Genomic DNA, 25,181 nt, shown 5'->3' with positions numbered 1-25,181 from the left:
TGATAAGCGCGGATGTTTTAATTATGAATTCAAGACTTGGATTTTATTCTGAACAAAAGAAAGCCTAAAATGGCTGTGCTGAGAAAGAAAATCAGTGTGGTCCACTCGTAAGTCCTTTTGCTATTGGCTTCTGCCACTATTTCTTCGTCTTTTTGTTTAAGGGCACGCTTGAGCTTGTTGATGTCCTGCTCCTGTTTTTGGGCGATAAATTTGTAATCATCCTTTTCGTATTTGATTTCAGTGGTTTCGATGTTTTTCAACATCTCCAATTCATCCATGATGAGGTTGTCCTTGAGGATGATCCTTTCCATCCAATCATTGGTGGCGATCATGTCTTTTTTTGTTCTATTGCCAAAGATGCCAGACTTTTTGGATTCAGAAGCTTTCCAACGACGGTGGAGGTCCTGTCTTTCATCGACTAGCTTTTCTAATTTCTCCTGAGAAAAGGCATTTGAAGCTAGGGAAAACAGAAAAGCAATGAGTAAAATGTTTTTCATGATTTTTGGTTTTGTCCAAAAAGCTCAAATAATGTGCCGTTTAAACAAATGCTTATAATTTGTACTTTTTTTCTTTGCGCCGCTTAAATTGGCCTTTCCTCCGCTTATTATTGGTATAAAAATTATAGAGGAAATTAACGGCCAATGCCGTAATGGTCAAGGGGACAAATAAGCCAGGAAGCATTCGTTTGATTCCCAAAAGGATGAGGAAAGTAGCAATCATACCAATTTTGAAGCTGGTGTGGCTTTCTGGATAGCTTTTGCCAATTAAAATCAAACTGAAAATCTCTATGATCACCAGAAAAAGTATAAGGTAGGTCATTAGTTTCTGGCTGCTTAGGTCTCCGGAAAAAACAGCCCATGCGGCCATGCCTCCTACAGCAATTAGACTTAAAGAATGTAAGGATGTGTTTAGTCTTTCTTTCATGGAAATTTTGGGTTGAGTACTGAACAATATAACTGCTTTTGCCTTAAAAATCAATGTGTGACTTGATGACAAAATAAAAGGCCTTGGGAAAAAAACACTATTCTCTCCCAAGGCCTCTCAAAATTATCTTATGAACTTATTTCTTACAGTTTTCTTTTGATAAAATCAGTCATCAGGTTATAAAGGTGCCAAGTGGTATTGCCACCGTAAATACCGTGGTTTCTATTTGGATAATAGAAAGTTTCGAATTGCTTGTCTGCGCTGATCAAAGCATTGACCAAATCTACTGAATTTTGGAAATGGACATTATCATCACCTGTTCCATGGATCAATAAGTAGTTACCTTCCAATTTGCTCACATGGCTGATTGGACTGAAATCATCATAACCGCTAGCGTTTTGCTGTGGCGTTTGTAAATACCTTTCAGTATAAATAGTGTCATAGTATCTCCAGGTAGTCACTGGAGCTACTGCAATGGCCGTTTTGAATACATCATGGCCTAACATTAAAGAAAGTGAAGACATATAACCACCATATGACCAGCCCCAAATGCCGATTCTGCTGGCGTCCACATATGGGAGACCTCCTAAATATTTTGCTCCGGCGATTTGATCCTGCGTTTCAAGATTGCCTAATTGTGCATAAGTGGCATGTTTGAAGTCACGCCCTCTGGCGCCAGTTCCTCTGTTGTCTACACAAACAATGATATATCCTTCAGCAGCCAACTGATGGTGCCAGAAATCGCGGGTTCCACCCCATGAGTTTTTAACGTTTTGGGAACCTGGGCCACCATATACGTACATTAAAACAGGGTATTGTTTACTTTGGTCAAAATCAGCCGGCTTAATCATATAAGCATTTAACGGAGTACCATCTACAGTTGGGAATTCGAAGAACTCTTTTTCGCTTAATGCATACTCACCTAATCTTTCTACCAATTCACTATTGTCTTCCAATACTTTGATGGTTTTGCCTTTTGAAGTATTCAAGGTAATGTGTAGGGGGCTGTTCGCAGTAGAGAAATAATCAATATAGTATTTGAAATCTGGGCTCATATTGATGGCGTGGGTGCCTTGGGTGGGTGTGAGCTCGGATTTGCCTTTACCATTCAATTTGATAGCATACAGATTTCTTTCTAATGGTGACTTCTCGGTAGAGATATAGTAGATCTTTTTTGACTTTTCGTCTACGCCCACCATTTCAGTTACTTCCCAATTTCCCTCAGTAATTTGTTGGATCAATTTACCGTTCATATCATGGTGGTAAATATGTTTATGACCATCTTGTTCGGAAGTTCTAATAAATCCTTTACCATCGGATAGGTACAATAGGTTGTCATTATAGTCCATATCCACATAGGTTTCCGAGGTCTCAGTCAAAATAATCTTGCTTTTACCGGTGGTGGCATCAGCATGGAACAAATCCAGCTGGTTTTGAAGTCTATTTAGCCTGATAAAGGCCAGTGTATTATTTTCACCACCAGTCCAGTAAATACGAGGGAGATAGATATCTTTTTCTTGTCCTGATTCGATAGTTACAGTTTCTTCTTGGTCCAAGTCATATACATGAATACTTACCTCAGAATTTTTCTCACCTGCTTTCGGATATTTGAACTTATAATCCTTAGGATAAAGCGGTCCCCAAAGCTGCATATTGTATTCAGGTACTTCTGATTCATCAAATCGGATAAAGGCGATCTTCTTTCCGTCAGGAGACCATTTAAACGCTTGCGCCATGGAGAATTCTTCTTCATAGACCCAGTCAGCTGAGCCATTGATAATATGGTTCCACTTTCCATCACGGGTGATCTGGTGTACAGTATTGTCCTCTAGACTGATATAGTAAAGGTTATTGTCCTTTACAAAGGCGACCTTGCTATTGTCAGGAGAGAGTGTGGCATAAGAAATTTTTTCTCCATTCATCAATTTTTGGCTAGCACCTGTAGCTAGGTCAATTACATAAAAAATGCCTTTGGTAGATCTTCTATAGATACTTTCTACTTCAGTGGCTACTAGTGCTTTGGTTTCATCATTATTGAAGGAATAGCTGGTGAAGTTGATGCCCAGTTTTTCACCGTTGATCAATACGGCTTCTTCTTCTCCGGTGGAAACGTTGATTTTTACCACTTGAGGGGCTCCATGTTCTCTTTTGAGGGAGCTATAATATTGACCATCTTTCATCCAGTTGATTCCACCAACTGATTTTTGTGCAAAAACACCTTCTTTGAAAATGGATTCTAGGGAGACCTTTTTTTGTTGTGCAAGGCCTTGATAGCACATACCCATCACTATAGCCATAATGGCAAATAATTTTACTTGGTTCATAATTATATTCAGGATTTTTATTCTGCGGGCTAAATATAATGAAAAAGGCATGAAGAATAAGTTTGGGCTGGATAATTGGCTGTATTCAAAAATGTTAGCCTCTGAATGAATCATGGAAAAAATTGGAATATACGGAATATTCTTTTTAACAAGAGCAGCCATTAGTTATACCATTTTTCAAAACTTACATTTAACTTTACTGTTATGATGAAGAAGAAAATTGCATTGGTAACTGGTGGGTTTACCGGTGAAGCAGTGGTTTCTCTGAAAAGTGCCGCTGTAGTTGAAAAAAATATTGATTTGGATAAATATGATGTCTACAAGATCATCATTGAAAAGGGGCGCTGGTACCATGAGGGAGAGACTGGAGGTCGAGTTCCTGTGGATTTAAATGATTTTTCCATTAGCCCTAATGGTGAGAAAATCACGTTCGATGGGATTTTTAATATTCTTCATGGTTCACCCGGAGAAGATGGTAAATTGGCAGGTTATTTTGATATGCTAGGGTTGCCCTATACCACCTGTGATGCGATTACTTCATCCATTACCATGAACAAGGGATATACCAAGGCTATCGTTCAGGATATAGAAGATTTGAACGTGGCCAAGTCTTTACAATTGTTTAAAAATAGTCCAAAGAATACCCAAAGAGTAATAGAGGAACTGAGGCTACCATATTTTGTGAAACCCAACAGTGGAGGAAGTAGCATAGGCATGAGCAAGGTGAAAAAGCTGGATGAGGTTCAGGAAGCTTTGGATAAAGCTTTTGCAGAAGACAGCCAAGTGTTGGTGGAGGAATTTGTGTCTGGGAGGGAGTTTTCTATAGGAATCTATATGGTGGATGGGAAGGTGATAGTATTACCTGCAACGGAGATCGTGAGTTCCAAGGAGTTTTTTGATTTTGAGGCAAAGTACACTGCAGGGGTGACTGAAGAAATTACGCCTGGAAGAATGAGTGAAGAAGAAGTGGAACGGGTGAAAAAGGTGGCGGAAAAAGTATACCTCAAGCTGAACTGTAAAGGTGCGGTGAGGATGGATTATTTCATAGAGCATGAAACTGGAAAGATATTCTTTATCGAAATCAATACCGTTCCCGGGCAAACAGAGACCAGCTTGATTTCCCAACAGGTAAGGGCAATCGGAAAATCCGTGAAGGAGTTTTATACGGAGATCATTGAGGAGATGTTCAAGGAATGATGGGCTGTGCTATCTATAAAGGTATAGGCTAAAAAAAATCCAGATTTATGGAATTGGGGATAAAAAAAGCGGCCCTCGAGCCGCTTTTTAAAATTATAACTTAAATGCTTTTTTGATCGTATCTACAAAATCCAATTTCTCCCAAGTGAAGAGTTCCACGTCCAATGTGATGGAAGTCCCATCAGGAGACACAAAGGTCTTTCTCACTACTTCATTGGTTCTGCCCATATGGCCGTATGCGGCAGTTTCTTCATAGATGGGGTTTCTTAGTCTCAGCCTTTGCTCAATGGCATAAGGTCTCATGTCAAATATTTGCTCAATAAGCTTGGCAATTTCTCCATCTGTCATATCGACTTTGGCTGTGCCATAAGTATTGATATAGATGCCCATTGGTTCAGCGACACCGATAGCATATGAAACTTGCACCAATACCTCGTCAGCTATGCCTGCAGCGACCATGTTTTTGGCAATATGTCTGGTAGCATAAGCCGCAGAGCGGTCTACTTTGGAAGGGTCTTTTCCTGAGAATGCTCCACCACCGTGAGCACCTTTACCTCCATAAGTGTCCACAATGATCTTTCTTCCTGTCAGCCCAGCATCACCATGAGGTCCACCAATCACAAATTTCCCCGTTGGATTAATGTGGTAGGTGATGTCATCGGTAAACAAAGTCTGTATTTCAGGAATCAGTTGTGCTTTTACCCTAGGTACCAAAATATTGATCAAGTCTTCCTTGATTTTGGCAAGCATGGTTGGCTCATCGGCGAAATCGTCATGTTGGGTAGAAATAACAATGGCCTTGATTTTTTGGGGAACATTGTCATCACTGTATTCTATGGTTACCTGAGCTTTGGCATCTGGCCTCAGGTATTTGATTTCTTGGTTTTCTCTTCTGAGTTTGGCCAGCTCCTTCAACAGCCTGTGGGATAGGTCCAATGCCAAAGGCATATAGTTCTCGGTCTCATTGGTGGCATAGCCAAACATCATTCCTTGATCACCTGCACCTTGCTCTTCAGGACTGGTCCTGTCCACGCCTTGGTTGATGTCTGGAGACTGTTCATGAATAGCGGAAAGCACTCCACAGGAATTACCGTCAAACATGTACTCTCCTTTGGTGTAGCCGATTCTATTGATCACATCCCTGGCAATTTTTTGAACATCCAGGTAGGTGTCAGACTTAACTTCACCTGCCAATACTACCTGCCCGGTAGTGACCAATGTTTCACAGGCAACCTTGGACTTTGGATCAAAAGCTAAAAAGTTATCAATGAGCGCATCAGAAATCTGGTCAGATATTTTATCAGGATGTCCTTCTGATACAGACTCCGAAGTGAATAGATATGGCATATATTGATGTATTTAATAATTACTAAGTATAAATGGCGTGTAAAATTACAGGATAAGCAGGAAATAAAAAACTTTGGATTGTGATAAAATACAAGTCATCATTACACTGGCTCCTAGAGGGTTTACAAGGGGGCTGTTTTATTCCGAAGTCCTAGAAATTAGTGTCCAGAACAAATACTGTTGGAATTTTGTGCAAGTCCAATTTGGTCTTTCTCCATTCAGCAATGGTCTTGGTGACGATCAATTCATCTTTTCCGCTGATGTTCTTGGCTACGCACAGCTTGGTATTGGGGTTTAAGTGTTGTTTGAGGTCATCCATCAGATGGTTGTTTCTGAAAGGGGTTTCCATGAAAATTTGCGTTCTTCTAAACTTGCCGGAATCAGCTTCCAATTGTTTGATGGCATCTATTCGTGCTTTTTTGTCGATGGGGATATAGCCCACAAAAGCGAAAGATTGCCCATTGAATCCAGATCCCATCAAAGCCATAAACATGGAGGATGGACCGGATAAAGGTATGACCTGTATGCCCTTTTGATGCGCATAGGCTACAGCCACTGCTCCTGGATCAGCAATGCCAGGACAACCTGCCTCAGAGATTACCCCCATATCATGTCCTTCAAAAATTGGTTTGAGGAGTTGTGCCACCTTGGTGTCCTTGGTCTTTTTGTCCAAGATTTCAAACTGTAATTCCTCGATGGTAAGTCCTAATCTCAAACTAGAAATATACCTACGAGCGGTACGAAGATTCTCGGCCAAGTAATGTTTTGTGTGTTTGATCACATCCTTTACCTGCGGGCTGATGATTTCCTGGGCGGTTCCTTCTGCCAAGACATTGGGGATAAGGTATAGTTTTCCTTTTTTCATATGGTCAATCTGAATAATTGCTTTCCTAGCCTAAAAATGCCTTGATGGTTTCAATTACGGCTGAAGGTTGTTCTGCATGGAGCCAGTGTCCGGCATTTTTAATGCTGATCAACTTGTACTCAGGGAAGAATTTTTCCAGGTCTTCCTTGTCGCTGTCTTGAATATATTTTGAATTGGCACCGCGCATAAAGAGGGTAGGGCCTTCAAATGATTTATTGCCAGAGAGTGCCTCTCCCACATTGTCGATTTTTTCTGTGATCACGGGCAAGTTTACCTTCCATATAAATTTCCTTTCCTCATTTCTTCCGAGGCTCTTCAAAAGGAATTGGCGAATACCCATTTCATCGATGTACTTTGCCAAGGTATCATCTGCTTCCTTTCGTGACTTTAGTTCCTCCATATTGATGGCGTTCAGGCCTTGAAGGATTTGCTGATGGTGAGGAGGGTAATACCTCGGAGCAATATCAGCAATGATCAATTTATTGACCTTACTGGGGTATTTGAGTGCAAAGTTCATGGCTGTCTTTCCTCCCATGGAGTGTCCCATGATATCTGCAGATTCCAAACCTTGAGCGCTCATAAAAGCTGCCAGATCATCTACCATGGCCTTGTAGTCCCAGTCATCACTCTTAGGAGAATCTCCGTGGTTCCGTTGGTCTACCAGGTACATGGTATAGTGATGTTCAAGTTCCTTGGCAATGCTCAGCCAGTTGTCCGCAGATCCAAAAAGCCCATGTAATATGATCAATGGTTTTCCTTCTCCGACTTTCTTAAAATTCAATTTCATCCTAAGGTATTGATAACTGTAATAGATTTTGATGGATATGGGGTCAATCTTCCTCTAGTTGTCTTCTGTACATTTGGATGGTGTTTTCCAGTCCAAAATAGAGGGCATCGCAGATAAGTGCATGTCCGATGGATACCTCATCCAAGAAAGGAATACTTTGTTTGAGGAATTTCAGGTTGTCCAAATCAAGGTCATGGCCGGCGTTTAGTCCCAAGCCTAAGTCTTTGGCCAATTTTGCTACTTCTACATAAGGTTTGACCGCAGTATGTTTGTTTTTATGATAATTGGTTGCGTAAGGTTCAGTGTAGAGTTCCACCCTGTCAGTTCCAGTCAGCTTTGCCGGTTCGAAGTATTTTGGTTCGGGGTTGATGAAGATGGAAGTCCGGGTGCCATATTCATGCAGCTCAGCGATAATGTCCTTGAGTTCTTCCTGGTGGGCAATGGTATCCCAGCCTGTATTGGAAGTCAGCACATTTGGGGGGTCAGGCACCAAGGTCGCCTGGGCTGGCTTGGCGATTCGGATGATTTCCATGAACCGTTTGTCAGGATAGCCTTCTATATTGAATTCTGTGGTCACCACATCCTTGAGTTTCATGACGTCATCATAAGTAATATGTCGCTCATCAGGCCTTGGGTGAACAGTGATGCCTTGTGATCCGAATTTTTCTGCATCCATTGCCACCTTTACGACATCTGGATTATTGCCTCCCCTGGCATTCCTCAAGGTAGCAATCTTGTTAATATTTACGCTGAGTTTGGTCATTTTAATAAATTATACTCTTAATTTTGTTCAAAATTACACCTTAATTAACATAAACATAAAGATAATGAGTTTAAAGCAAAGTATAGAAAGCGAAATTAAAAAGGCCATGTTGGCCAAGGATAAGGATAGGCTGAGAGCTTTGCGGTCAATTAAGTCACTGATTATGTTGGAGGAGACTAAGGGTGGTGAAAAAGATATGACAGAAGAGGATGAGCTTAAACTCTTGACCAAAGCAGCCAAACAAAGAAAGGATTCTGTGGAGATTTACCAGCAGCAAAACCGTGAGGACCTCGCAGCCACTGAATTGGCAGAATTGGAGATCATCAATGAGTTTTTGCCTAAGCAGCTTAGTGAAGAGGAATTGGAAGCTGTTTTGCAGGAGATTATTGCTGAACTTGGGGCTGAAGGACCTAAGGATATGGGCAAGGTGATGGGCGTAGCCACGAAGAAGTTAGCTGGAAAGGCTGATGGGAAGATGATTTCCCAAAGAGTTAAAGGACTATTGGCATAAGGATTTTTGGGCGCGATAGATATTGTCATACTGATATTACTGGGTATAGGTGCTTATAGCGGCTATAAACAGGGCCTGTTTATTGGTATTTTATCTATCGTGGCCTTTATATTCGGAATTGTTTTTGCTTTCAAGTTTATGCACTGGGGGGCAGAGATGTTGGCAGAAAGGGTAGAAAGTTTGACTTTTATGTTGCCTTTTGTGTCATTTTTAATCATTTTTTTCATCGTGACATTGACGATTAGATTATTGGCCTATTTGGTTAAAAAGACCCTTGACCTTACTCTCTTGGGTACATTTGACAATTTTGCCGGAGCTGTCTTAGGGATATTGAAATGGGCCTTTATGATCAGTTTGTTGATATGGGCGGCCAATTCATTTGGAATTGAGTTTCCTGAGGAGGACCTGAAAGCATCGAGATTTTATAATATACTGGAGCCCTTTGCACCTTTTGTGATCAATATCATTGGCAGTATCACCCCAATCATAAAGGAAGCCGTAGATAGGATCAATGAACTGGTAAATAGGAGTCAGGATGTTATTGTTAATTGATAATTTCGATTCTTTCTCCCATATACTGGCTGACTATTTTCTTCAGACCAATATGGAATTGAAGATAGTGAGAAATGATACTCCTCTTGCCTTACTTAAGGAAGACAAGTATGAGGCAGTGGTGCTTTCACCTGGTCCTGAAACTCCAGACAAGGCGGGCAATCTAAAGGAAATACTGGCTTACTATTATGATAAATTGCCGGTTTTGGGCGTTTGTCTGGGACATCAATGTATTGGTGAATTTTTTGGTGCAAAACTGGTGAAGGGAGAAAAGCCAGTACACGGAAAAGTGTATAAGATAAATAAGGTGGCAGATCATCCCGTTTTGAAAGGACTTCCTGACAGCTTTATGGTTACCCGTTACCATTCATTGGAGCTTAAGAATTTGCCCAAAGACTTGGAGGTAGTATTGGAAACTGACAAGGGAGAAATCATGGCGATGGCCCACAGGGATCTGCCTATTTTTGGTATACAGTTTCATCCAGAAGCTTATTTGACGGAGTTTGGCCTGGAACTTATCCAACAATGGGTGGATTTTTATTGTAGGCGAACAAACCTTGAAAGAGACAAAGCTTAAAGGTGATTTTTTTATTAATGCCCGGATTCAATGATATAATTTCAAAAGGCAAACTTGTTTATAGAAGGATTCGTTTTAAATATTACCTACAATTTAATATCTTTAAAACATGCAGGCGTACGAATTTATCAATAATATGATCCCACCTTTGAAATTGACAGACAAGGTCAAGATGGCACTGTCATGGATGGAGGAAATTCGTACAGATGTTTTGCCGGTGGTGGAGCAGGGAATGTTCAAAGGCTTTGTGACCGATGAGATGATTTATAATTTCAACAGGGAAGATATTTTGATTGCTGATTTGCCATTGGAAGCTGAAGGCTGTTTTGTTTCAAAGGAAAAGCATATTTATGATGTGTTGAGAGTAGCTTCAGAATACCAGACCAATATGGTGGCAGTGGTGGACAAGGAAAATATATATCATGGGGTGGTGACTTTGGAAGATGCCATTGCTGCTTTTGCGGATTCCATGGCTATACAGGCTCAAGGAGGTGTTTTGGTTTTGTCCATGTTTATGACGGATTATAGCCTGTTCGAAATTGCCCGGGTAATTGAATCCGAAAACGCTAAGATACTGAGTAGCTTTCTCACCAGTGATCCTTTGGATGACAGCAAAATAAAAGTCATCCTTAAGATTGATAAAACAGAATTGAGGCATGTCAAGGCCACCTTGGAAAGGTTTGGCTATAAGGTTATCGACCATTATCAAGAAGAAATGACCCAAAGTGGGGAGCAAGACCGACTGGATAACCTGCTTAGATTTTTGAATATTTAAATGGACCCCTTTCAATGAATATAACCATTCATGGGATCAAATTTCAGCGGGAATTTGTCCCATATATTGAACAGCTTATCAATGCGCTTCATCAGCATAACGCCAATATTTTCCTTACAGCCGCTTTTCAGAAAAACTTGAAAAAATCCGGGGCCAAGGCTACCGGATTCACTTTATTGCCCAACAGGGAAAAACTGGAAGAAATGGATTTTGTGATTTCAGTGGGAGGAGATGGAACCCTCTTGGATACGGTGTCCATGGTAGGGGAGTATGAAGTGCCTATTCTGGGAATCAATACCGGAAGGATGGGCTTTCTGGCGACTATCGCCAAGGAAGATGTAGAAAAAGCGGTGGAAGTACTTTATGATGGGAAGTTTACTATACAGGACAGGGCGTTGATCAATCTGGAGGCTGATCAGCCATTATTTAATGGTGTTCCTTATGGTTTGAATGAATTTACCATTCATAAACGGGATACTTCTTCCATGATTACGGTGCATACTTATATTGATGGAGAGTACCTGAACAGTTACTGGGCTGATGGCCTTATTATCGCCACGCCTACCGGATCCACAGGGTATTCCCTGAGCTGCGGAGGTCCTTTGATCTCTCCATTGGCCAAGAATTTTGTGATCACTCCGGTAAGTCCGCACAATCTCAATGTAAGGCCCATGATTGTTTCGGATGAAAGCGAGATTACTTTTACTATTGAGGGAAGAAGTGAGAAGTTTTTGATTTCGTTGGATTCCAGATCAACGGCCGTGGATGCCTCCGTGAAATTGACCGTGAAAAAGGAAAAATTTGTCGCAAAGTTGGTTAAGTTCCACGATTACAGTTTCTTTGATACTTTAAGGAAAAAGCTGAATTGGGGCTTTGATATGAGGAATTAGTTTTAACATAAATTAACCCTGAGAATACCTTAGAGGGTTTTTTATTCGTTAGGTACTTTATAAATTGCAGCGTCTTGAAAAAAGTCAAATTTGAAAAATTGTGCTTGATCTTAGTCCTTGGGCTCTTCTTGAGTATTCCCATTGTACCATTGCAAGCGCAGCAAAACGAATATGGCTTGGGCCTGGGAGTAGCCACCTATTCTGGTGATATCATCAGGAGATTGGACCCGGAACAAATTGGCCTTCAAGGAACGTTTTTTGGCAGACGAAATTTTGACAATGTTTGGAGCCTTCGCTTTGGATTTTCCATTGCAGGTTTAAATGCGGCAGATAGTGTGCGTCCATTGGATGCGATGGCCCAGTCCCGGAATGCTTATTTTAAAGGATTGCTGGTAGAGGGACATGCATTGATGGAATACCACTTTCTGGATTATCTGGCACCACATTCTACCTTCAGGTTCTCTCCTTATGGTTTCTTTGGATTTGGCTATAGCTTTTTCTCTGGAAAAGGCCAGGCCTATCAGGGAGAAATTCCTCCTGATGATGAAGGGAAGTATTCCCTTTCCACACCGGTCATCCCTTTTGGTTTAGGCGTAAAGTACAAACTAAAAGAAAGACTGTTTCTGGCTGTGGAGTTTGGTTTCCGGCCAACGGTGACGGATTTTCTGGATAAGATAGAATATAACGAAAATTATATATCGCGGTTCCCTGACCCTGATTATGTTCCCGATCCCAACGATCCCAATGATATCCCACCAGTTTATGGACTCAACTATGGGAATAAGTCTGATAAAGACTGGTACTATTTTTTAGGTGTAACCCTTAGTTATTCATTTCACCAAGTAGAATGCTTTAATTATTAATTAATTGGAGCTTGGGATAGATTATTAAAAAAGAAATAGCATTTTTGTACCTCCAAAAAATTAAGTTCGGATAATACTGGAATGAAGGAAGTGATTCACAAGGAGAACATACCCACGCATATAGCCATTATTATGGATGGAAATGGTCGATGGGCGCAGGGCAAGGGGGCCAAACGAGTTTTTGGACACAGGAATGCCATTACTGCGGTGAGAGAGACGCTCACTGGAGCAAATGATTTGGGCGTGAAATACCTTACGCTGTACACCTTTTCTACAGAAAACTGGTCTAGACCGAAGTTTGAGGTCAATGCAATCATGGAACTTCTCATGAACACCATGACCAGTCAGCTCCCCGAATTGATGAAAAACAATGTGAAATTGACCTATGTGGGAGATTTCGAGAGTCTTTCGGAGCGTTTTCAGAAAAAGCTTAACGATGTAATGGAAGCCACTGCGGCAAACACAGGGATGACCTTGATTCTGGCCTTAAGTTATAGCGGAAGGTGGGAACTGACCAAGGCGGTGAAAAATATTGCCAAAAAAGTAGCTGACAAAGAAATTGATTTGGAAGCAGTGACAGAAGAGTACATCTCTTCAGCTTTGCTGACCAAAGATATACCTGATCCGGAATTGCTGATCAGGACAAGTGGAGAATTACGGATAAGTAATTTTCTGCTTTGGCAACTGGCCTATACCGAACTGTATTTTACAGATGTGTTATGGCCAGACTTTAGAAAAGAGCACTTGCATGAAGCCATAGTTGATTACCAGAACAGGGAAAGACGATTTGGGAAAACAGGTGCACAGATTAAATCATGAGATTAATGAGAAAAAGCTTACTAATAATTTGTTTACTTCTTTTTGCCGGTATCAGCCAAGCGCAAATTAGGCTAGGCCAAAGCAGGTACTCGGTCCAAAAACCAGTGGACATTCTTGAGCTGAATTACGTTCAGCCAAAGAATTTTAAAATTGCCGAAATCAAGGCGGTTGGATTGTCGACCTTGGATGAAACGGCCATTATTTCTTTGTCTGGGCTTAAGGTTGGGGATGAGATAAGCGTGCCTGGTGATGCGATTTCAAATGCCCTGAAGAAGCTATGGGGCCAGGGGATTATAGGGGATGTGAAGATATTGGTGACCAAGATCGAAGGGGATGAAATTTACCTTTTATTGGACCTAACAGAAAGACCAAGGTTCAGTGTGGTCGAATTTAGCGGAGTGACCAGGACACAAGAAAGTGAGCTAAAAGATAAAGTACAAATCAGAGGAAGGGTGGTACGTGATGATGTGCTGAATACTTCCAAAAGAAATATCACACAGTATTTTGTTGAAAAGGGATACCTTAATACAGATGTGAAAATCATCCAAGAAAGGGATACCACTTTTCCCAATAGCGTAAAGCTAAGATTTGATGTGGACAAGAAGTCCAAAATCAAAATCAATGAGATCGCCATTTCAGGAAATGATAATATCTCCGATGGTAAGATCAAAAAGAAAATGAAAAAGACCAACGAGCATGCCCGTGTTCGTATTTTTAAGGATGTTTTCCAAAGATTGAAAAATGCCAATGGGGAGAATATCAGCAATGCCATTAAATATAGGAATCCTGTTTCTGATGAAGAGGTAAAGACTTATATCAATAAAAACTTCAAGCTAAACTTCTTCGCTTCTTCAAAATTCAATAAGAAAGAATATAGGAACGATAAGGATAATGTGATCAGCTTTTACCAAAACAAAGGATACAGGGATGTGGAAATCATCCGTGATTCCATTTATAATTTTGATGAAAGAACGATTAATATAGAACTCGATCTAGTAGAAGGCAAACAGTATTACTATAGGAATATCACTTTTACGGGGAATTATATCCATGATGATGAAGAGCTATTGCAAAAGCTTGGAATCCAAAAAGGGGATATCTATAATAAGGAAAGACTGGACAAAAGGTTAAATTATGATCCTTCTCGAGGGGACGACATAAGTTCTTTGTACCAAGATGATGGTTATCTTTTCTTTAATATAGATCCGGTAGAGGTCAATGTGGTGGGGGATTCGATCGATATGGAAATGAGAATACTTGAGGGGCCCCAGGTGACCGTAAATTCAGTGTCCATTGAAGGGAATGAAAGAACTTCCGATCATGTGGTGATGCGTGAGATCAGGATATTGCCTGGTCAGAAGTTCAACAGGGCTTTGTTGGTAAGGACCATCAGGGAACTTTCCCAGATCGGATATTTTGATCCTGAAACCATTAATCCTGATCTAAGGCCAAATTTTGAAGATGCGACAGTAGATATCGTTTTCCAACTGGAAGAGCGGCCAAATGACCAGATAGAATTGTCTGGGGGTTGGGGTGGATTCTATGGATTCGTAGGTACCGTCGGACTGGTGTTTAATAACTTTTCGGTAAAAAATATTGGTGATTTCTCTAAGTGGAGACCGCTTCCTGTGGGTGATGGTCAGAAATTATCTCTAAGGGTGCAGGCCAATGGTAAAAGCTTCCAGAACTATAGTTTCTCTTTTACGGAACCATGGTTTGGAGGGAAAAAACCAAATGCATTGAGTGTGAGCTTTAACCATTCTGTCCAAAGACAGATTGATATTTATAACCAAAACAATTTCGGTGAGGAGCTGGGCTTCTTTAAAATTACCGGTGTGACTTTGGGCTTGGCCAAAAGGGTTACCTGGCCGGATGATTATTTCAGTATAAGTAATTCTCTTCAATTCCAGATTTATGAATTTGATGAATATGGTAGAAGCTTCGGTTTGAGTTACGCTACAGGTAAATCAAATAGTTTGACTTATAATATTACGGTAAGTAGGTCCAATGTCGATCAGCAGATCTATCCTAGGGTAGGTTCGAATATTTCCTTAAGTGCCAACTTTACTCCTCCCTATTCGGCTTTGAATAAATCAATCACTGCTGAAACGCCTGATGAGGAAAAGTATAAATGGTTAGAATATCATAAATGGATGTTTGATGCAAAATTCTATACGCCTATATTTGGCTCCAGTAAATTTGTGATCAACGCCAGGACGCACCTTGGATTCTTGGGCTCTTATGGAAGTAAGATAGGGATTATTCCTCTTGAGCGATTTGTGATGGGTGGTGATGGTATGACCTTTAATAACTTCTCATTGGGACAGGATATCATTGGTCTAAGAGGCTATGAAAACCAAGTAATTACTCCTGGAAGATTAACTAGAGGACAGGAAGGTGCCGATCCATTCGGTGGTGTGGTTTATAATAAACAAGTGATGGAACTGAGGTTTTTGGTTTCTCCAAACCCTTCTGCAACCATTTATCTGCTTGGATTTGCTGAGGCAGGAAACAACTGGGGAAGCTATGCGGAGTTCAACCCATATGACTTGAAGAAATCTGCAGGTTTTGGTGCTAGGATTTTTATGCCAGCTTTTGGCTTGCTAGGTATAGACTGGGGTTATGGCTTTGATCCAGCTCCAGGTGCAATAGAGCCAAGTGGTGGAATGTTCCACTTCACAATTGGTCAACAATTCAGGTAATACATGAAAAAGTGTCTGAAATTAGTACTTTTACTATTTTTGTTCAGTCCCGCCGTCATGGCGCAGAAGATAGGCTATGTGGATTCTGAATACGTGCTGAATAAGCATCCTGATTATAAGGTGGTTCAGAAGGAATTGAAGAGTTTAGGAGATACTTGGAAAAAAGAGGCACAGAATTTGGAGAATGAGATCAAGGAAATGTACAGTGCGCTCAAAGCGGAAGAAGTCCTGCTGACAGAGGAAATGTACCAAGAGCGGCTCGATGAAATCAAAGGAAAGGAAAAAAATGCCACAGCATTTAATACCCGGGTTTTTGGACCCAATGGGCAATTTTTCCAGAAACAGTCCGAATTGATGCAGCCCTTGCAATCCAAGATATTTGATGCCATTGATAAGGTAGCTAAACGTAATGGCATAGCCATCATGTTTGATAAAGCGGCTGATTTATCGATGATTTATACAGATCCGGTACATGATTATTCGGATTTTGTGATAGAAGAATTAGGAATAGAAGAAAACAAATAACTTAATTAAACTAAAATTATGAAAGTAAGAATTATCCTTTCAGCCATTGCAATGTTCGGTTTATGCCTTGTAGCACAAGCCCAAGATGTCAAAATTGGCTATACCAATGTAGAGGTGTTGATGAGCTTGATGCCGGAAATGCAGCAGATCGATGCTGATATGAAGGATTATGGTACACAGTTACAAACAAGTGCCCAGACCAAAGAGCAAAATTTACAAAGAGAATTTCAATCATATCAGCAAGCTGCCCAGACGATGACAGATGAAGCTAGAGCAGCTAAGCAACAGGAATTGCAAAAACTTCAAGAAGAATTTCAAAAATATCAACAAGATGCCCAGGTTTCTTATCAAAGGAAATTAGGCGAATTGTTGGAGCCTGTTCAGACCAAGGTTTTCAATGCCATTAATTCAGTAGCCGCTGAGCATAATTATACGCATATCTTCTCTGAAACTGCGGGCCAATCTCCAGTATTGCTTTACACTAAGGAAGCAGACAAGTTTACTGAATTAGTAGCTGCCAAACTAGGAATTGAGCTTCCTGAGCAAATGCCAGAGAATGCTGAATTGCCTCAGTAATTATTGAATAAGATCATTTGAAGCCCGGCCATCAGCCGGGCTTTTTGTTTTATATATATGTTTGATTATCCTAAATCATTTCAATATGGCTAAGAAAAAGATCAAGGACATTATCAGGCAGTCCAATGAGGCGGTGTTGGTAGATTTTTATGCAGATTGGTGCGGGCCATGCCAGACCATGGATCCTGTTCTAGAAGAAGTGATAGATGAGCTTTCAGGAAAAGTCAAGCTATTAAAAGTTAATATCGATAAGAACAATCAGCTGGCCCTAAATTTTGCCGTCAGGTCAATCCCCCATTATATCTTGTTTAAAAAAGGAAAGATCCTGTGGCGCAAAGGCGGTATAATCACCAAAAGAGACTTGCTCAAACAACTTAAGGGAGTAGTCTAAAGCATATTGTTTATTTTTTCATGTTTATAGATTAAACTATCTATAATTGGCTTTATCTCATAGGATTTTGTGCAAAACCATAACTAAATGAATTCTTTTATGGTAAAAACCTGAATAATTTGTAACTTAAAAAAATAACGATTACTAAATTAATAGACCTTTTATGAAAAAAATTAATCTATTATCTATAGCTTCTGTATTCGCTTTTCTGTTCTTTGCTTTACAAGGAACTGCTTTTGCTCAAGGAGCGACTAAAGACAATAATTTTACCGATGAGGACTATGAGAAGTTTGTAGATATCAATGTAGCTATTATTCCAGTTCAACAAGAAATGCAGGGCAAAATGGTAAAAGCCATAGAAGATGAAGGCCTAGAAATTAATAGATTTCAGGAATTGGCCAGGGCGCAGCAATCCGGTAATATCCAGGATGCATCAGATGACCCCGCTGAATTGGCCAAATTCAACCAAGCTGGACAAAAAGTAATGGAAATGCAAAAGGATGTTCAGGTCAAAGTGCAGGAAATGATCGAAGAGGAAGCGCTTAGTGTGCAGAAATTTCAACAAATATCCATGGCTTATAATCAAGATCAAAAAGTGAAAGAAAAAATAGATGCCTTAATGCAGGAAAAAATGAACAAAGAATGACTTGCTTAAAATGTAGGTTGAATAAAGCGGGCTGAGAGGTCCGCTTTTTATTTTGTAATGAATTTGAAATATCAGTCTTTTTATTTGATGGGAAAGATTGATCCAATAGTGCTGATTTGGACGTACTTTTATTGTTTCATAGTTTTTGTCAATCTTCAGTTGATTTAATCACTTAGCAATTTATAACAATAGGTTGTAATTTTGGTTCTCTTTAAAAGCAATGCGATTTATGAATAATAAGGCGAAAATTGGAGTGCTGTTGGTGAATTTGGGAACTCCAGACAGTACTGCAGTAGCAGATGTAAGGAAGTACCTGAGAGAATTTTTGATGGATGAGCGGGTAATAGACATTCCCTTTATGTCCAGGTGGTTTCTGGTGAATGGTATTATTGCACCTTTTAGGGCACCTAAGTCTGCTGTAGAATATAAAAAATTATGGACGGAAAGAGGTTCTCCATTGTTATTTCATACCGAAGACTTGAAGGCCAAGCTTGTCCAACAGTTGGATGCAAAGAAATATCATGTGGAAATGGCCATGCGGTATCAAAGTCCCAGTATAGAAGAAGGACTTAGGGCCTTGCAAGAGGCTAAGGTCCAAAAGATCATTGTACTGCCTTTATTTCCCCAATATGCTTCTGCTACCAATGGTTCAGTAATCCATAAGGTCATGGAGGTCGTAAAAGATTGGCAAGTGGTCCCCGCCATCAATTATGTAGCAAGATTTTTGGACCATCCATTATTTTTAGAAGCTTGGAAGGAAATTGCTGATGAAAAGATGCAGGGACAGGAATACGATGCTTATTTGTTTTCCTATCACGGGCTACCGGAGAGACAGATTAAGAAAGCTTCTTGTAATGGTTTCTGTCAGCTGAATGATAAATGCTGTGCTGTACAGACTCCTTCGAATCAGTATTGTTACAGGGCACAGTGTTTTTATACTACCCGACTATTGGCGGAGAAATTGGGATTGCCCAAGGATAAGGTGCATACAGCTTTTCAGTCCAGATTAGGGAAGGACCCATGGGTACAGCCTTATACGGAAGATAAGATCAATGAATTGGCCGGGGATGGGGCAAAGAAGGTTTTGGCGTTTTCTCCAGCCTTTGTGGCAGATTGTTTGGAAACCACTGTTGAGGTGGGAGAGGAGTATAAGGAAGTATTTGAAGCAGCGGGTGGTGAACATTGGGACTTGGTGCCCAGTTTAAATTCAAATGATACCTGGGTGGATTGTGTAAAAGACATAGTACTTCAAAATTCCTGAGGCTCCGTAAGGGCTGCCAAGAAAAGTTTGAGATGGGCTGTATGCATTAAATAGATGTTGTTCTTTTTAATTTTAGATAGCAGATATTGTAGAGGAAATGCATAAGCAGGAAACTACCAACCTATACATATGAATAGTCAAGAAGACAAAATGGCCAAATGGTTTTTGGTGTTGGGAATAGTATTGGTGTCATTTTGTCTAAGACCTTCTTTGACTTCTATTGGGCCGTTGATACCTATGATCAGGGAGGATTTAGGCTTGTCCAATGGTTGGTCTGGATTTTTGACCACACTTCCCTTATTGATATTTGCAGTATTTTCCTTGTTTGCCAGTAGGATTGGGGCTTATTTGGGCAATATAAGGGCGATTCTGTATGCACTGGTGATACTGGCTTTGGGGATTTTTATTAGGGTGCAGAGTGGGGTTTTTATACTGTATTTTGGGACTGCTTTAACGGGAGTGGGGATAATACTATGTAATGTTCTATTGATTCCCTTGATCAAGCTGAAGTTGCCCGGTAAAATGGGGATTATGACGAGTGTATATACCACAGGAATGTCGCTTTTTGCAGCGATAGGATCAGGTCTTAGTGTTCCATTTGCGATTGGGATGGATTTGGGATGGAGAGGAGCCTTATTGGTTTGGTTGCTGCTGATTGTATTGGCCATTATGGTTTGGATTCCTCAGGTAAAGAAACATAAGGTCCAAGCTCCTGATGAAAGTGCCTCATTTGGAAATAATGTCTGGAAGTCCAGGTTGGCCTGGGAAGTCAGTATTTATATGGGCTTGCAGTCATTAATGTTTTTTACCCTGGTGGCATGGCTTCCTGATTTGTTGATCAGTAAAGGTTTTTCTGTAGGTAAAGCAGGGTTTGTGCTGAGTTTGATGCAGGTGATTGGATTGATAGGTTCATTTTTGGCGCCTTTAATAGCTGTGAAATACAAATCGCAAATAGGGATATCGGTTTTGATAGGCTTGGTATTTTTCTTGGGCTACAGCTTTTTCTTTGCCAAAAGTTTGGCCTTGCTTTATATTGGTTTGACGATTGTTGGACTTTGTTTGGGGGCCAGCATTAGTTTGATTTATACTTTGATTGGTTTGAGGACGGAGGGAGAAACTACGGGCAAGCTTTCCGGTATGGCCCAGTCTGTGGGATATTTTTTAGCTGCTTTAGGACCACTTCTAGTAGGTCTTTTATTAGATTTGTTTCAGAACTGGAACATGTTTATTGGCATATTATTGGTATGTTCAGTTGTTCTGGCTTATTTGGGGAGTAGGATAGGTAGGGATGTGAAAGTATAAGACTATAGGCATAATAAAAAGGTTTTACCATGCAGGATTTCTTTAATACATTGGGCTTTGATGACAATTTATTTACCTATGTCATCATGCCGATTTTGATATTCTTCGCTAGGGTGGGGGATGTTACCATTAATACCCTCCGAATTATGTTTGTGCTAAATGGCAAGAAGAATATAGCGCCCATTTTGGGGTTTTTTGAGGCCTTGATCTGGTTGCTGGCCATTGGGCAGATATTCCAAAATATTGACAATCCCCTGTCTTATATCGCTTATGCGGGAGGCTTTGCTGCCGGCACCTATATGGGGATGGTGGTGGAAGAGAAATTGGCCTTAGGAAGGGTGTTGGTTAGGGTGATTACCAAAGAGCCCATGCCGGAGTTGATAGAATTTATGAAGGAAAAAGATTATCGGTTTACAAGTGTCGGAGCTGAAGGGAGGTATGGCAAAGTGAATTTACTTTTTACGGTCATGAAAAGGGATGCCCTAAAGGAATTTGTGGATAAGGTGAAGCGATGCAATGATAAGGCATTTTATACCATAGAGAGTGTTAAGAAGATCAGTGAAGATGATTTTAATGTAATGGAAGATCGTCCGAGGTTTACCACTAGACTTTTTAATAGGGAAAGAAAATAATAGTAGGTGATCACATTATAGCGTTTCACCAAAAGACTGTCAAATAGTGTTTTGTCTTTGATTAGTCGTTGGCCGTTATTTGGGTTTTGGTAATTTTTTGATTCGGTTTATCGACTCCCACAAGCATAGGTCAAGTGAGCTCAAGTTCCCAAGTTAGGGAGACAATAACAGATTGTTTTGTTACGGCTTCTTTATAGTTTTATGTATATCCGCTTTTGTTCTGGTCGTCAAATAGTAATGCATCTATTAAAGCCCAATGCTGCAATTTGACCATGTGAGGATAGAGGCCTAAGAGTTTGTAGAAATCTGGTACAAGAAAGAAAATCATATCTGAACTATCCTATCCCCTATGCATTCTAAAAATCAAATTAGCCACTCAGCTCCTTTACACAATAGTAGAGGAAATGTTGGCTTATCGAGATGAAAGAAAGCAGGGTTCTTAAGCTTCTTATAGTAAGGATATTTAAAGGTATGTCCCCATATACCTCTAGAGTTTAAGGTGGGGGCAAGTCCAAGATGTCTCTAAGATATCCCTGGGACAAGCCTAAGTTTCTGATAAAAGAAACACGGCTAAAACACGGGGTAAACACGGCTTAACTAGGGGTTAAACATGGGTTAAAGCAAGGACGTTAAAAATGTTAAATTCATTAATATAGGATCATTTTTACTTCAGTTATCTGATTTCCCAAAGCCTGCCCAGCCAGTGTCGGGGATTTTCTAGTTCTTGCTGGTGATGGGCTAGTTCAATCAATTATTTCTGGGGGATCAATGCTGTCTTTGAGAGCGTGTTTTGAAGCGTAAAATATACTGGTGCCAAAGTGGATATGTGGAATAGTCTTTTGTTTTTTTTAGCAAGGCTAGATAAAACCGATGGTTAATTTATCAGTCCTCAGGAAATATAGATGGCCCATTAAATTTCAAATATCAGGTCATTAATGTTCTAAACTTAGAATGAAATTTAACCATGGATTTGTGGTGGGTATTTTTGAAACAGCCTATTCTGGGCGTAATAGAGCGCATGCCTAGGCCGTATACAGAGAGCGTCAGATAGGTGTGGGTGCAAGTACTTTGCTTGGCCTGCTTGTGCAGGGCGGTCTTGGCGTGCCTAAAGAGATTCGTTGTGCCGTTGGTTGAATCCTTCTATACCTTGTAGCCCGCCAGAATGGATAAGCATGATCTTACTGCCAGAAGGGAAATAGCCTTTTTGAATCAAGTCAAATACCCCATAGAATAGTTTTCCAGTGTAAATGGGATCAAGAGGGATTTGATATTGGTTGTTGAAGGCTTTAATAAAGTTAAGGAGCTCAGGTTTATGTTTGGCATAACCACCAAAATGGTATTCGGTAAATATTTCATAAGCACATTTTGGCTGAACCCCATACTTTGCCAAAAGGTGGTCGATTTCATTGAGAATAAAGTGGCCTTTTAGAGAGGAGAAGCCCAGGACTTTTTGTCTTTCAGAAGCTGCTCCCAATAAACCAGTAATAGTTCCCCCAGTGCCTATGCTAGCGCAGATAAAGTCCATTTGTCGGTCTTTTTCATTGATGATTTCCTTGCAGCCTTTTATGGCCAGTTCATTGGTGCCGCCTTCTGGAATAAGGAAGAATTTGCCAAACTGCTGATGAAGGGCTTCGATAGTCTCTTTAAGGTCTTTTTTACGGTAGCTTTCCCTGTCCATATAGGAGAGCAGCATACCGTTTTCTTCCGCGGTTGCCAAAGTAGGGTTGAGTATTTTTTGTTTTTCTCCCCTGATGATTCCTATGGCTTTTAGCTGGGCAGCTTTGGCAGCTGCGGCACTTGCCTGTATGTGGTTGGAATAAGCTCCTCCAAAAGTTAGCAGGGTGTCATGCCCTCTGTGGACTGCCTCTATTAAGTTGTATTTAAGTTTAAAGAATTTGTTTCCACTTATCAGGGGATGGATCAGGTCCAGTCTTTTTACAATAATTTCCAGATTTTGGGAGTGGCTTTCTGGGCTAATGATCTTTTGATGAGGGTATGGATAAGGACTTATCAAGGGCGGGTATTTTTTATTTCATTCAAAATTATCAAAAACTTTATGATTAGTCCTGTATTTTTGCATTATGAGAGAAGAATTGGAAGACGAAATTTTTGAAAATGATGAGGCAGGTCTTTTTGAACACTTGAGGATAGAAGTGGATAAAGGGCAAACAGCCATACGTATTGATAAATTTTTAACCGATAAGGTGGCAAATGCTACCCGAAACAAGGTACAACAATCTATAGATGATGGTTTTGTCAAGGTGAATGACAAAACCTGTAAATCCAATTATAAGATAAAACCTGGAGATGTCATCACTTTGAGTTTGGCTGCTGAGTCGAAGGAAACGGAGGTCATACCAGAAAAGATTGACTTGGACATCGTCTATGAAGATGATCATCTCTTGGTAGTGAATAAACCGGCAGGAATGGTGGTTCACCCTGCTCACGGTAATTGGACGGGGACCTTGGTGAATGGCTTGGTTTACTATTTTAACCAACTGCCGGAGTTGCCAGGTAATACAGGACGTCCTGGCTTGGTACATAGGATAGACAAAGATACCAGCGGACTTCTTGTGATCGCCAAATCAGAAAAAGTGATGACGGATCTGGCCAAACAGTTTTTTGACCACAGCATTGAGCGGACTTATATTGCTTTGGTATGGGGTGAGCCCGAAGCTGAGGAAGGAACCATCAATGCGCATGTTGGAAGGAGTACGAAGGATCGCAAGGTCATGAGTACTTATCCCGAGGGAGAATCGGGTAAGCATGCCATTACACATTGGAAGGTCTTAAAACGTCTTCGGTACGTTTCTTTGCTGCAATGTAATTTGGAAACTGGCCGTACACACCAGATACGAGCGCATATGAAATTTATGGGGAACCCTTTGTTCAATGATCAGATGTACGGAGGGGATAAGATCAGGAAGGGAACCCAGTTCTCTAAGTACAAGACCTTTATCCAGAATTGTTTTAAGGAGTTGCCAAGACAAGCTTTACATGCAAAATCTTTGGGCTTTGTTCATCCTATCAGTAGGGAGTTAATGCAGTTTTCTACCGATTTGCCAAAGGACATGCAAGTGGTGGTGGAGAGATGGGAGAATTATGTGAAATTTGATATTTAAGAGGTTTATTTGAAAAATCTGTAATACTTAAACTTTATTGTTGATTATACGTTAGTTTTCTAAGAGTAGATTGAAAAATTGGATATTGGAAACTCAAAATTGATTATTGAGTTTTCAACAAACAGCTTAAATTAAGGCTTGTAAAGGCTTGAATGATAATGCTTAGCCTTGTTTGTTGAAAAAAATGTAAAAATATGTTAAAACTTTTATAAAATTTTAGGTTTAAGAAATCTTAGCGTATCTTTGTAGAATATTAAAGGAGAGGAAAAGCTTCTCTACATATTATAAATTGTAAGGTGAAAAAATCACGAAAGGAGGTACATAAGTACTTGAAAGGTTCGAATCCTTTTCTTACAACAGGTTATTTTGGGTTTATTGTTAATTGACTAAAGCTATGAGATTCTATTTCATAGCTTTTTTTGTTGTAGTATGGTAATGAAAGGTTTGGTTTTGGATCAGTCCTAAAAGTTGGGGGACAAGTAATATTTCTGGGGGTGAATAATTTCACACTTAAATTTTGTTTTCCCTTATTAGATTAAGCCTAGTTTAAGTCACAGACCCGCCGAGACAGTCAATTGCGTAAAAGGATGAACACAGATGTATTATAAATAAATATTCGTGTTCATCTTTGTCCATTTATGGTTAATAAATAGCGCATATCAAAGCCAAAATAGACTGTTTTTCCCCGGCTTTTCGGCTTGGTCCTTGGTTTTCTGCTGAAGTGAATAGACATGGCTTGGTTATCAGTTTTTACCATAATTACATCCTGAAATTTTGATAGCTCGATTAACTTGTATTGGATGCATGATCGACTACTATTGGTTTATTCT

General features: G+C 40.2%; 25 protein-coding genes. 17 read left to right on the top strand and 8 right to left on the bottom strand.

Features of this window, described 5'->3' with window-relative positions; genetic code table 11:
- Nucleotides 1-29: 29 nt before the first annotated feature.
- From KZP23_RS03670 to KZP23_RS03660, 3 genes are all read right to left on the bottom strand, one after another.
- Nucleotides 30-497 carry a Clp protease ClpB gene (locus tag KZP23_RS03670; RefSeq protein ID WP_226334776.1) on the bottom strand — a complete coding sequence of 156 codons (468 nt, stop codon included), beginning with the start codon at nucleotides 495-497 and terminating at the stop codon, nucleotides 30-32.
- A 52-nt stretch (nucleotides 498-549) separates the two neighbouring features.
- Entirely contained in the window at nucleotides 550-924 is a 375-nt protein-coding gene (locus tag KZP23_RS03665; protein ID WP_226334775.1) for a hypothetical protein, read from the bottom strand.
- A gap of 143 nt (nucleotides 925-1,067) precedes the next feature.
- Nucleotides 1,068-3,248 (bottom strand): S9 family peptidase, encoded by a 2,181-nt coding sequence (locus KZP23_RS03660; protein ID WP_226334774.1) that lies wholly within the window; start codon nucleotides 3,246-3,248, stop codon nucleotides 1,068-1,070.
- Nucleotides 3,249-3,455: 207 nt separating this feature from the next.
- Between KZP23_RS03660 and KZP23_RS03655 the strand changes: the two genes are divergently transcribed.
- The gene (locus KZP23_RS03655; protein WP_226336475.1) at nucleotides 3,456-4,445 is read left to right on the top strand and encodes a D-alanine--D-alanine ligase; all 990 of its coding nucleotides are present in this window, start codon (nucleotides 3,456-3,458) and stop codon (nucleotides 4,443-4,445) included.
- Nucleotides 4,446-4,538: 93 nt separating this feature from the next.
- Here KZP23_RS03655 and metK read toward each other — a convergent pair whose 3' ends face one another.
- The 4 genes from metK to KZP23_RS03635 all read right to left on the bottom strand — a co-directional run bounded on the left by metK (nucleotide 4,539) and on the right by KZP23_RS03635 (nucleotide 8,207).
- The gene (metK, locus tag KZP23_RS03650; protein ID WP_226334773.1) at nucleotides 4,539-5,792 is read right to left on the bottom strand and encodes a methionine adenosyltransferase; all 1,254 of its coding nucleotides are present in this window, start codon (nucleotides 5,790-5,792) and stop codon (nucleotides 4,539-4,541) included.
- Between the two features lie 151 nt (nucleotides 5,793-5,943).
- Nucleotides 5,944-6,657, bottom strand: a complete 714-nt coding sequence (locus KZP23_RS03645) for an SAM-dependent methyltransferase (protein WP_226334772.1) — start codon at nucleotides 6,655-6,657, stop codon at nucleotides 5,944-5,946.
- Between the two features lie 25 nt (nucleotides 6,658-6,682).
- Nucleotides 6,683-7,444 carry an alpha/beta fold hydrolase gene (locus KZP23_RS03640; RefSeq protein WP_226334770.1) on the bottom strand — a complete coding sequence of 254 codons (762 nt, stop codon included), beginning with the start codon at nucleotides 7,442-7,444 and terminating at the stop codon, nucleotides 6,683-6,685.
- Nucleotides 7,445-7,487: 43 nt separating this feature from the next.
- Complete coding sequence (locus tag KZP23_RS03635) at nucleotides 7,488-8,207, bottom strand: pyridoxine 5'-phosphate synthase (RefSeq protein ID WP_226334769.1); 720 nt, start codon at nucleotides 8,205-8,207, stop codon at nucleotides 7,488-7,490.
- A 64-nt stretch (nucleotides 8,208-8,271) separates the two neighbouring features.
- On the opposite strand from KZP23_RS03635, the gene KZP23_RS03630 reads away from it, so the two are divergent.
- From KZP23_RS03630 to KZP23_RS03560, 15 genes are all read left to right on the top strand, one after another.
- Nucleotides 8,272-8,718 carry a GatB/YqeY domain-containing protein gene (locus KZP23_RS03630; protein WP_226334768.1) on the top strand — a complete coding sequence of 149 codons (447 nt, stop codon included), beginning with the start codon at nucleotides 8,272-8,274 and terminating at the stop codon, nucleotides 8,716-8,718.
- A 6-nt stretch (nucleotides 8,719-8,724) separates the two neighbouring features.
- Nucleotides 8,725-9,270 (top strand): CvpA family protein, encoded by a 546-nt coding sequence (locus tag KZP23_RS03625; protein WP_226334767.1) that lies wholly within the window; start codon nucleotides 8,725-8,727, stop codon nucleotides 9,268-9,270.
- Nucleotides 9,254-9,847 carry an anthranilate synthase component II gene (locus KZP23_RS03620; protein ID WP_226334766.1) on the top strand — a complete coding sequence of 198 codons (594 nt, stop codon included), beginning with the start codon at nucleotides 9,254-9,256 and terminating at the stop codon, nucleotides 9,845-9,847. The genes KZP23_RS03625 and KZP23_RS03620 overlap by 17 nt, the downstream gene beginning before the upstream one ends.
- A gap of 109 nt (nucleotides 9,848-9,956) precedes the next feature.
- Entirely contained in the window at nucleotides 9,957-10,622 is a 666-nt protein-coding gene (locus KZP23_RS03615; protein ID WP_226334765.1) for a CBS domain-containing protein, read from the top strand.
- 14 nt (nucleotides 10,623-10,636) lie between these two features.
- Nucleotides 10,637-11,512, top strand: coding sequence for an NAD kinase (locus KZP23_RS03610; RefSeq protein WP_226334764.1), 876 nt, complete (start codon nucleotides 10,637-10,639; stop codon nucleotides 11,510-11,512).
- A 74-nt stretch (nucleotides 11,513-11,586) separates the two neighbouring features.
- Nucleotides 11,587-12,375 (top strand): type IX secretion system protein PorG, encoded by a 789-nt coding sequence (porG, locus tag KZP23_RS03605; protein ID WP_226334763.1) that lies wholly within the window; start codon nucleotides 11,587-11,589, stop codon nucleotides 12,373-12,375.
- Nucleotides 12,376-12,456: 81 nt separating this feature from the next.
- On the top strand, nucleotides 12,457-13,194 hold the full coding sequence (locus KZP23_RS03600) for an isoprenyl transferase (RefSeq protein WP_226334762.1): 738 nt from the start codon (nucleotides 12,457-12,459) through the stop codon (nucleotides 13,192-13,194).
- Nucleotides 13,195-13,199: 5 nt separating this feature from the next.
- Nucleotides 13,200-15,896, top strand: a complete 2,697-nt coding sequence (locus KZP23_RS03595; RefSeq protein WP_226334761.1) for a BamA/OMP85 family outer membrane protein — start codon at nucleotides 13,200-13,202, stop codon at nucleotides 15,894-15,896.
- A gap of 3 nt (nucleotides 15,897-15,899) precedes the next feature.
- Nucleotides 15,900-16,421 carry an OmpH family outer membrane protein gene (locus tag KZP23_RS03590; protein WP_226334760.1) on the top strand — a complete coding sequence of 174 codons (522 nt, stop codon included), beginning with the start codon at nucleotides 15,900-15,902 and terminating at the stop codon, nucleotides 16,419-16,421.
- Nucleotides 16,422-16,439: 18 nt separating this feature from the next.
- Nucleotides 16,440-16,997, top strand: a complete 558-nt coding sequence (locus KZP23_RS03585; protein ID WP_226334759.1) for an OmpH family outer membrane protein — start codon at nucleotides 16,440-16,442, stop codon at nucleotides 16,995-16,997.
- A gap of 85 nt (nucleotides 16,998-17,082) precedes the next feature.
- The gene (trxA, locus tag KZP23_RS03580) at nucleotides 17,083-17,388 is read left to right on the top strand and encodes a thioredoxin (RefSeq protein WP_226334758.1); all 306 of its coding nucleotides are present in this window, start codon (nucleotides 17,083-17,085) and stop codon (nucleotides 17,386-17,388) included.
- A 163-nt stretch (nucleotides 17,389-17,551) separates the two neighbouring features.
- Nucleotides 17,552-18,034 (top strand): DUF4168 domain-containing protein, encoded by a 483-nt coding sequence (locus tag KZP23_RS03575; RefSeq protein ID WP_226334757.1) that lies wholly within the window; start codon nucleotides 17,552-17,554, stop codon nucleotides 18,032-18,034.
- 229 nt (nucleotides 18,035-18,263) lie between these two features.
- Complete coding sequence (gene hemH, locus KZP23_RS03570) at nucleotides 18,264-19,295, top strand: ferrochelatase (protein WP_226334756.1); 1,032 nt, start codon at nucleotides 18,264-18,266, stop codon at nucleotides 19,293-19,295.
- 129 nt (nucleotides 19,296-19,424) lie between these two features.
- Nucleotides 19,425-20,597, top strand: a complete 1,173-nt coding sequence (locus tag KZP23_RS03565) for a CynX/NimT family MFS transporter (protein WP_226334755.1) — start codon at nucleotides 19,425-19,427, stop codon at nucleotides 20,595-20,597.
- Nucleotides 20,598-20,626: 29 nt separating this feature from the next.
- Nucleotides 20,627-21,229 carry a DUF2179 domain-containing protein gene (locus tag KZP23_RS03560; RefSeq protein WP_226334754.1) on the top strand — a complete coding sequence of 201 codons (603 nt, stop codon included), beginning with the start codon at nucleotides 20,627-20,629 and terminating at the stop codon, nucleotides 21,227-21,229.
- 1,105 nt (nucleotides 21,230-22,334) lie between these two features.
- Here KZP23_RS03560 and KZP23_RS03555 read toward each other — a convergent pair.
- A complete protein-coding gene (locus tag KZP23_RS03555; RefSeq protein ID WP_317198039.1) occupies nucleotides 22,335-23,243 on the bottom strand; it encodes a 1-aminocyclopropane-1-carboxylate deaminase/D-cysteine desulfhydrase in 909 nt (302 codons plus the stop codon).
- Nucleotides 23,244-23,310: 67 nt separating this feature from the next.
- Between KZP23_RS03555 and KZP23_RS03550 the strand changes: the two genes are divergently transcribed.
- Nucleotides 23,311-24,351 (top strand): RluA family pseudouridine synthase, encoded by a 1,041-nt coding sequence (locus tag KZP23_RS03550; RefSeq protein ID WP_226334753.1) that lies wholly within the window; start codon nucleotides 23,311-23,313, stop codon nucleotides 24,349-24,351.
- Nucleotides 24,352-25,181 lie beyond the last annotated feature (830 nt).

It is taken from the genome of Echinicola marina (assembly GCF_020463795.1).
GTDB classification, from domain to species: domain Bacteria; phylum Bacteroidota; class Bacteroidia; order Cytophagales; family Cyclobacteriaceae; genus Echinicola; species Echinicola marina.
This window is presented reverse-complemented; position numbering and strand designations above follow the sequence as displayed.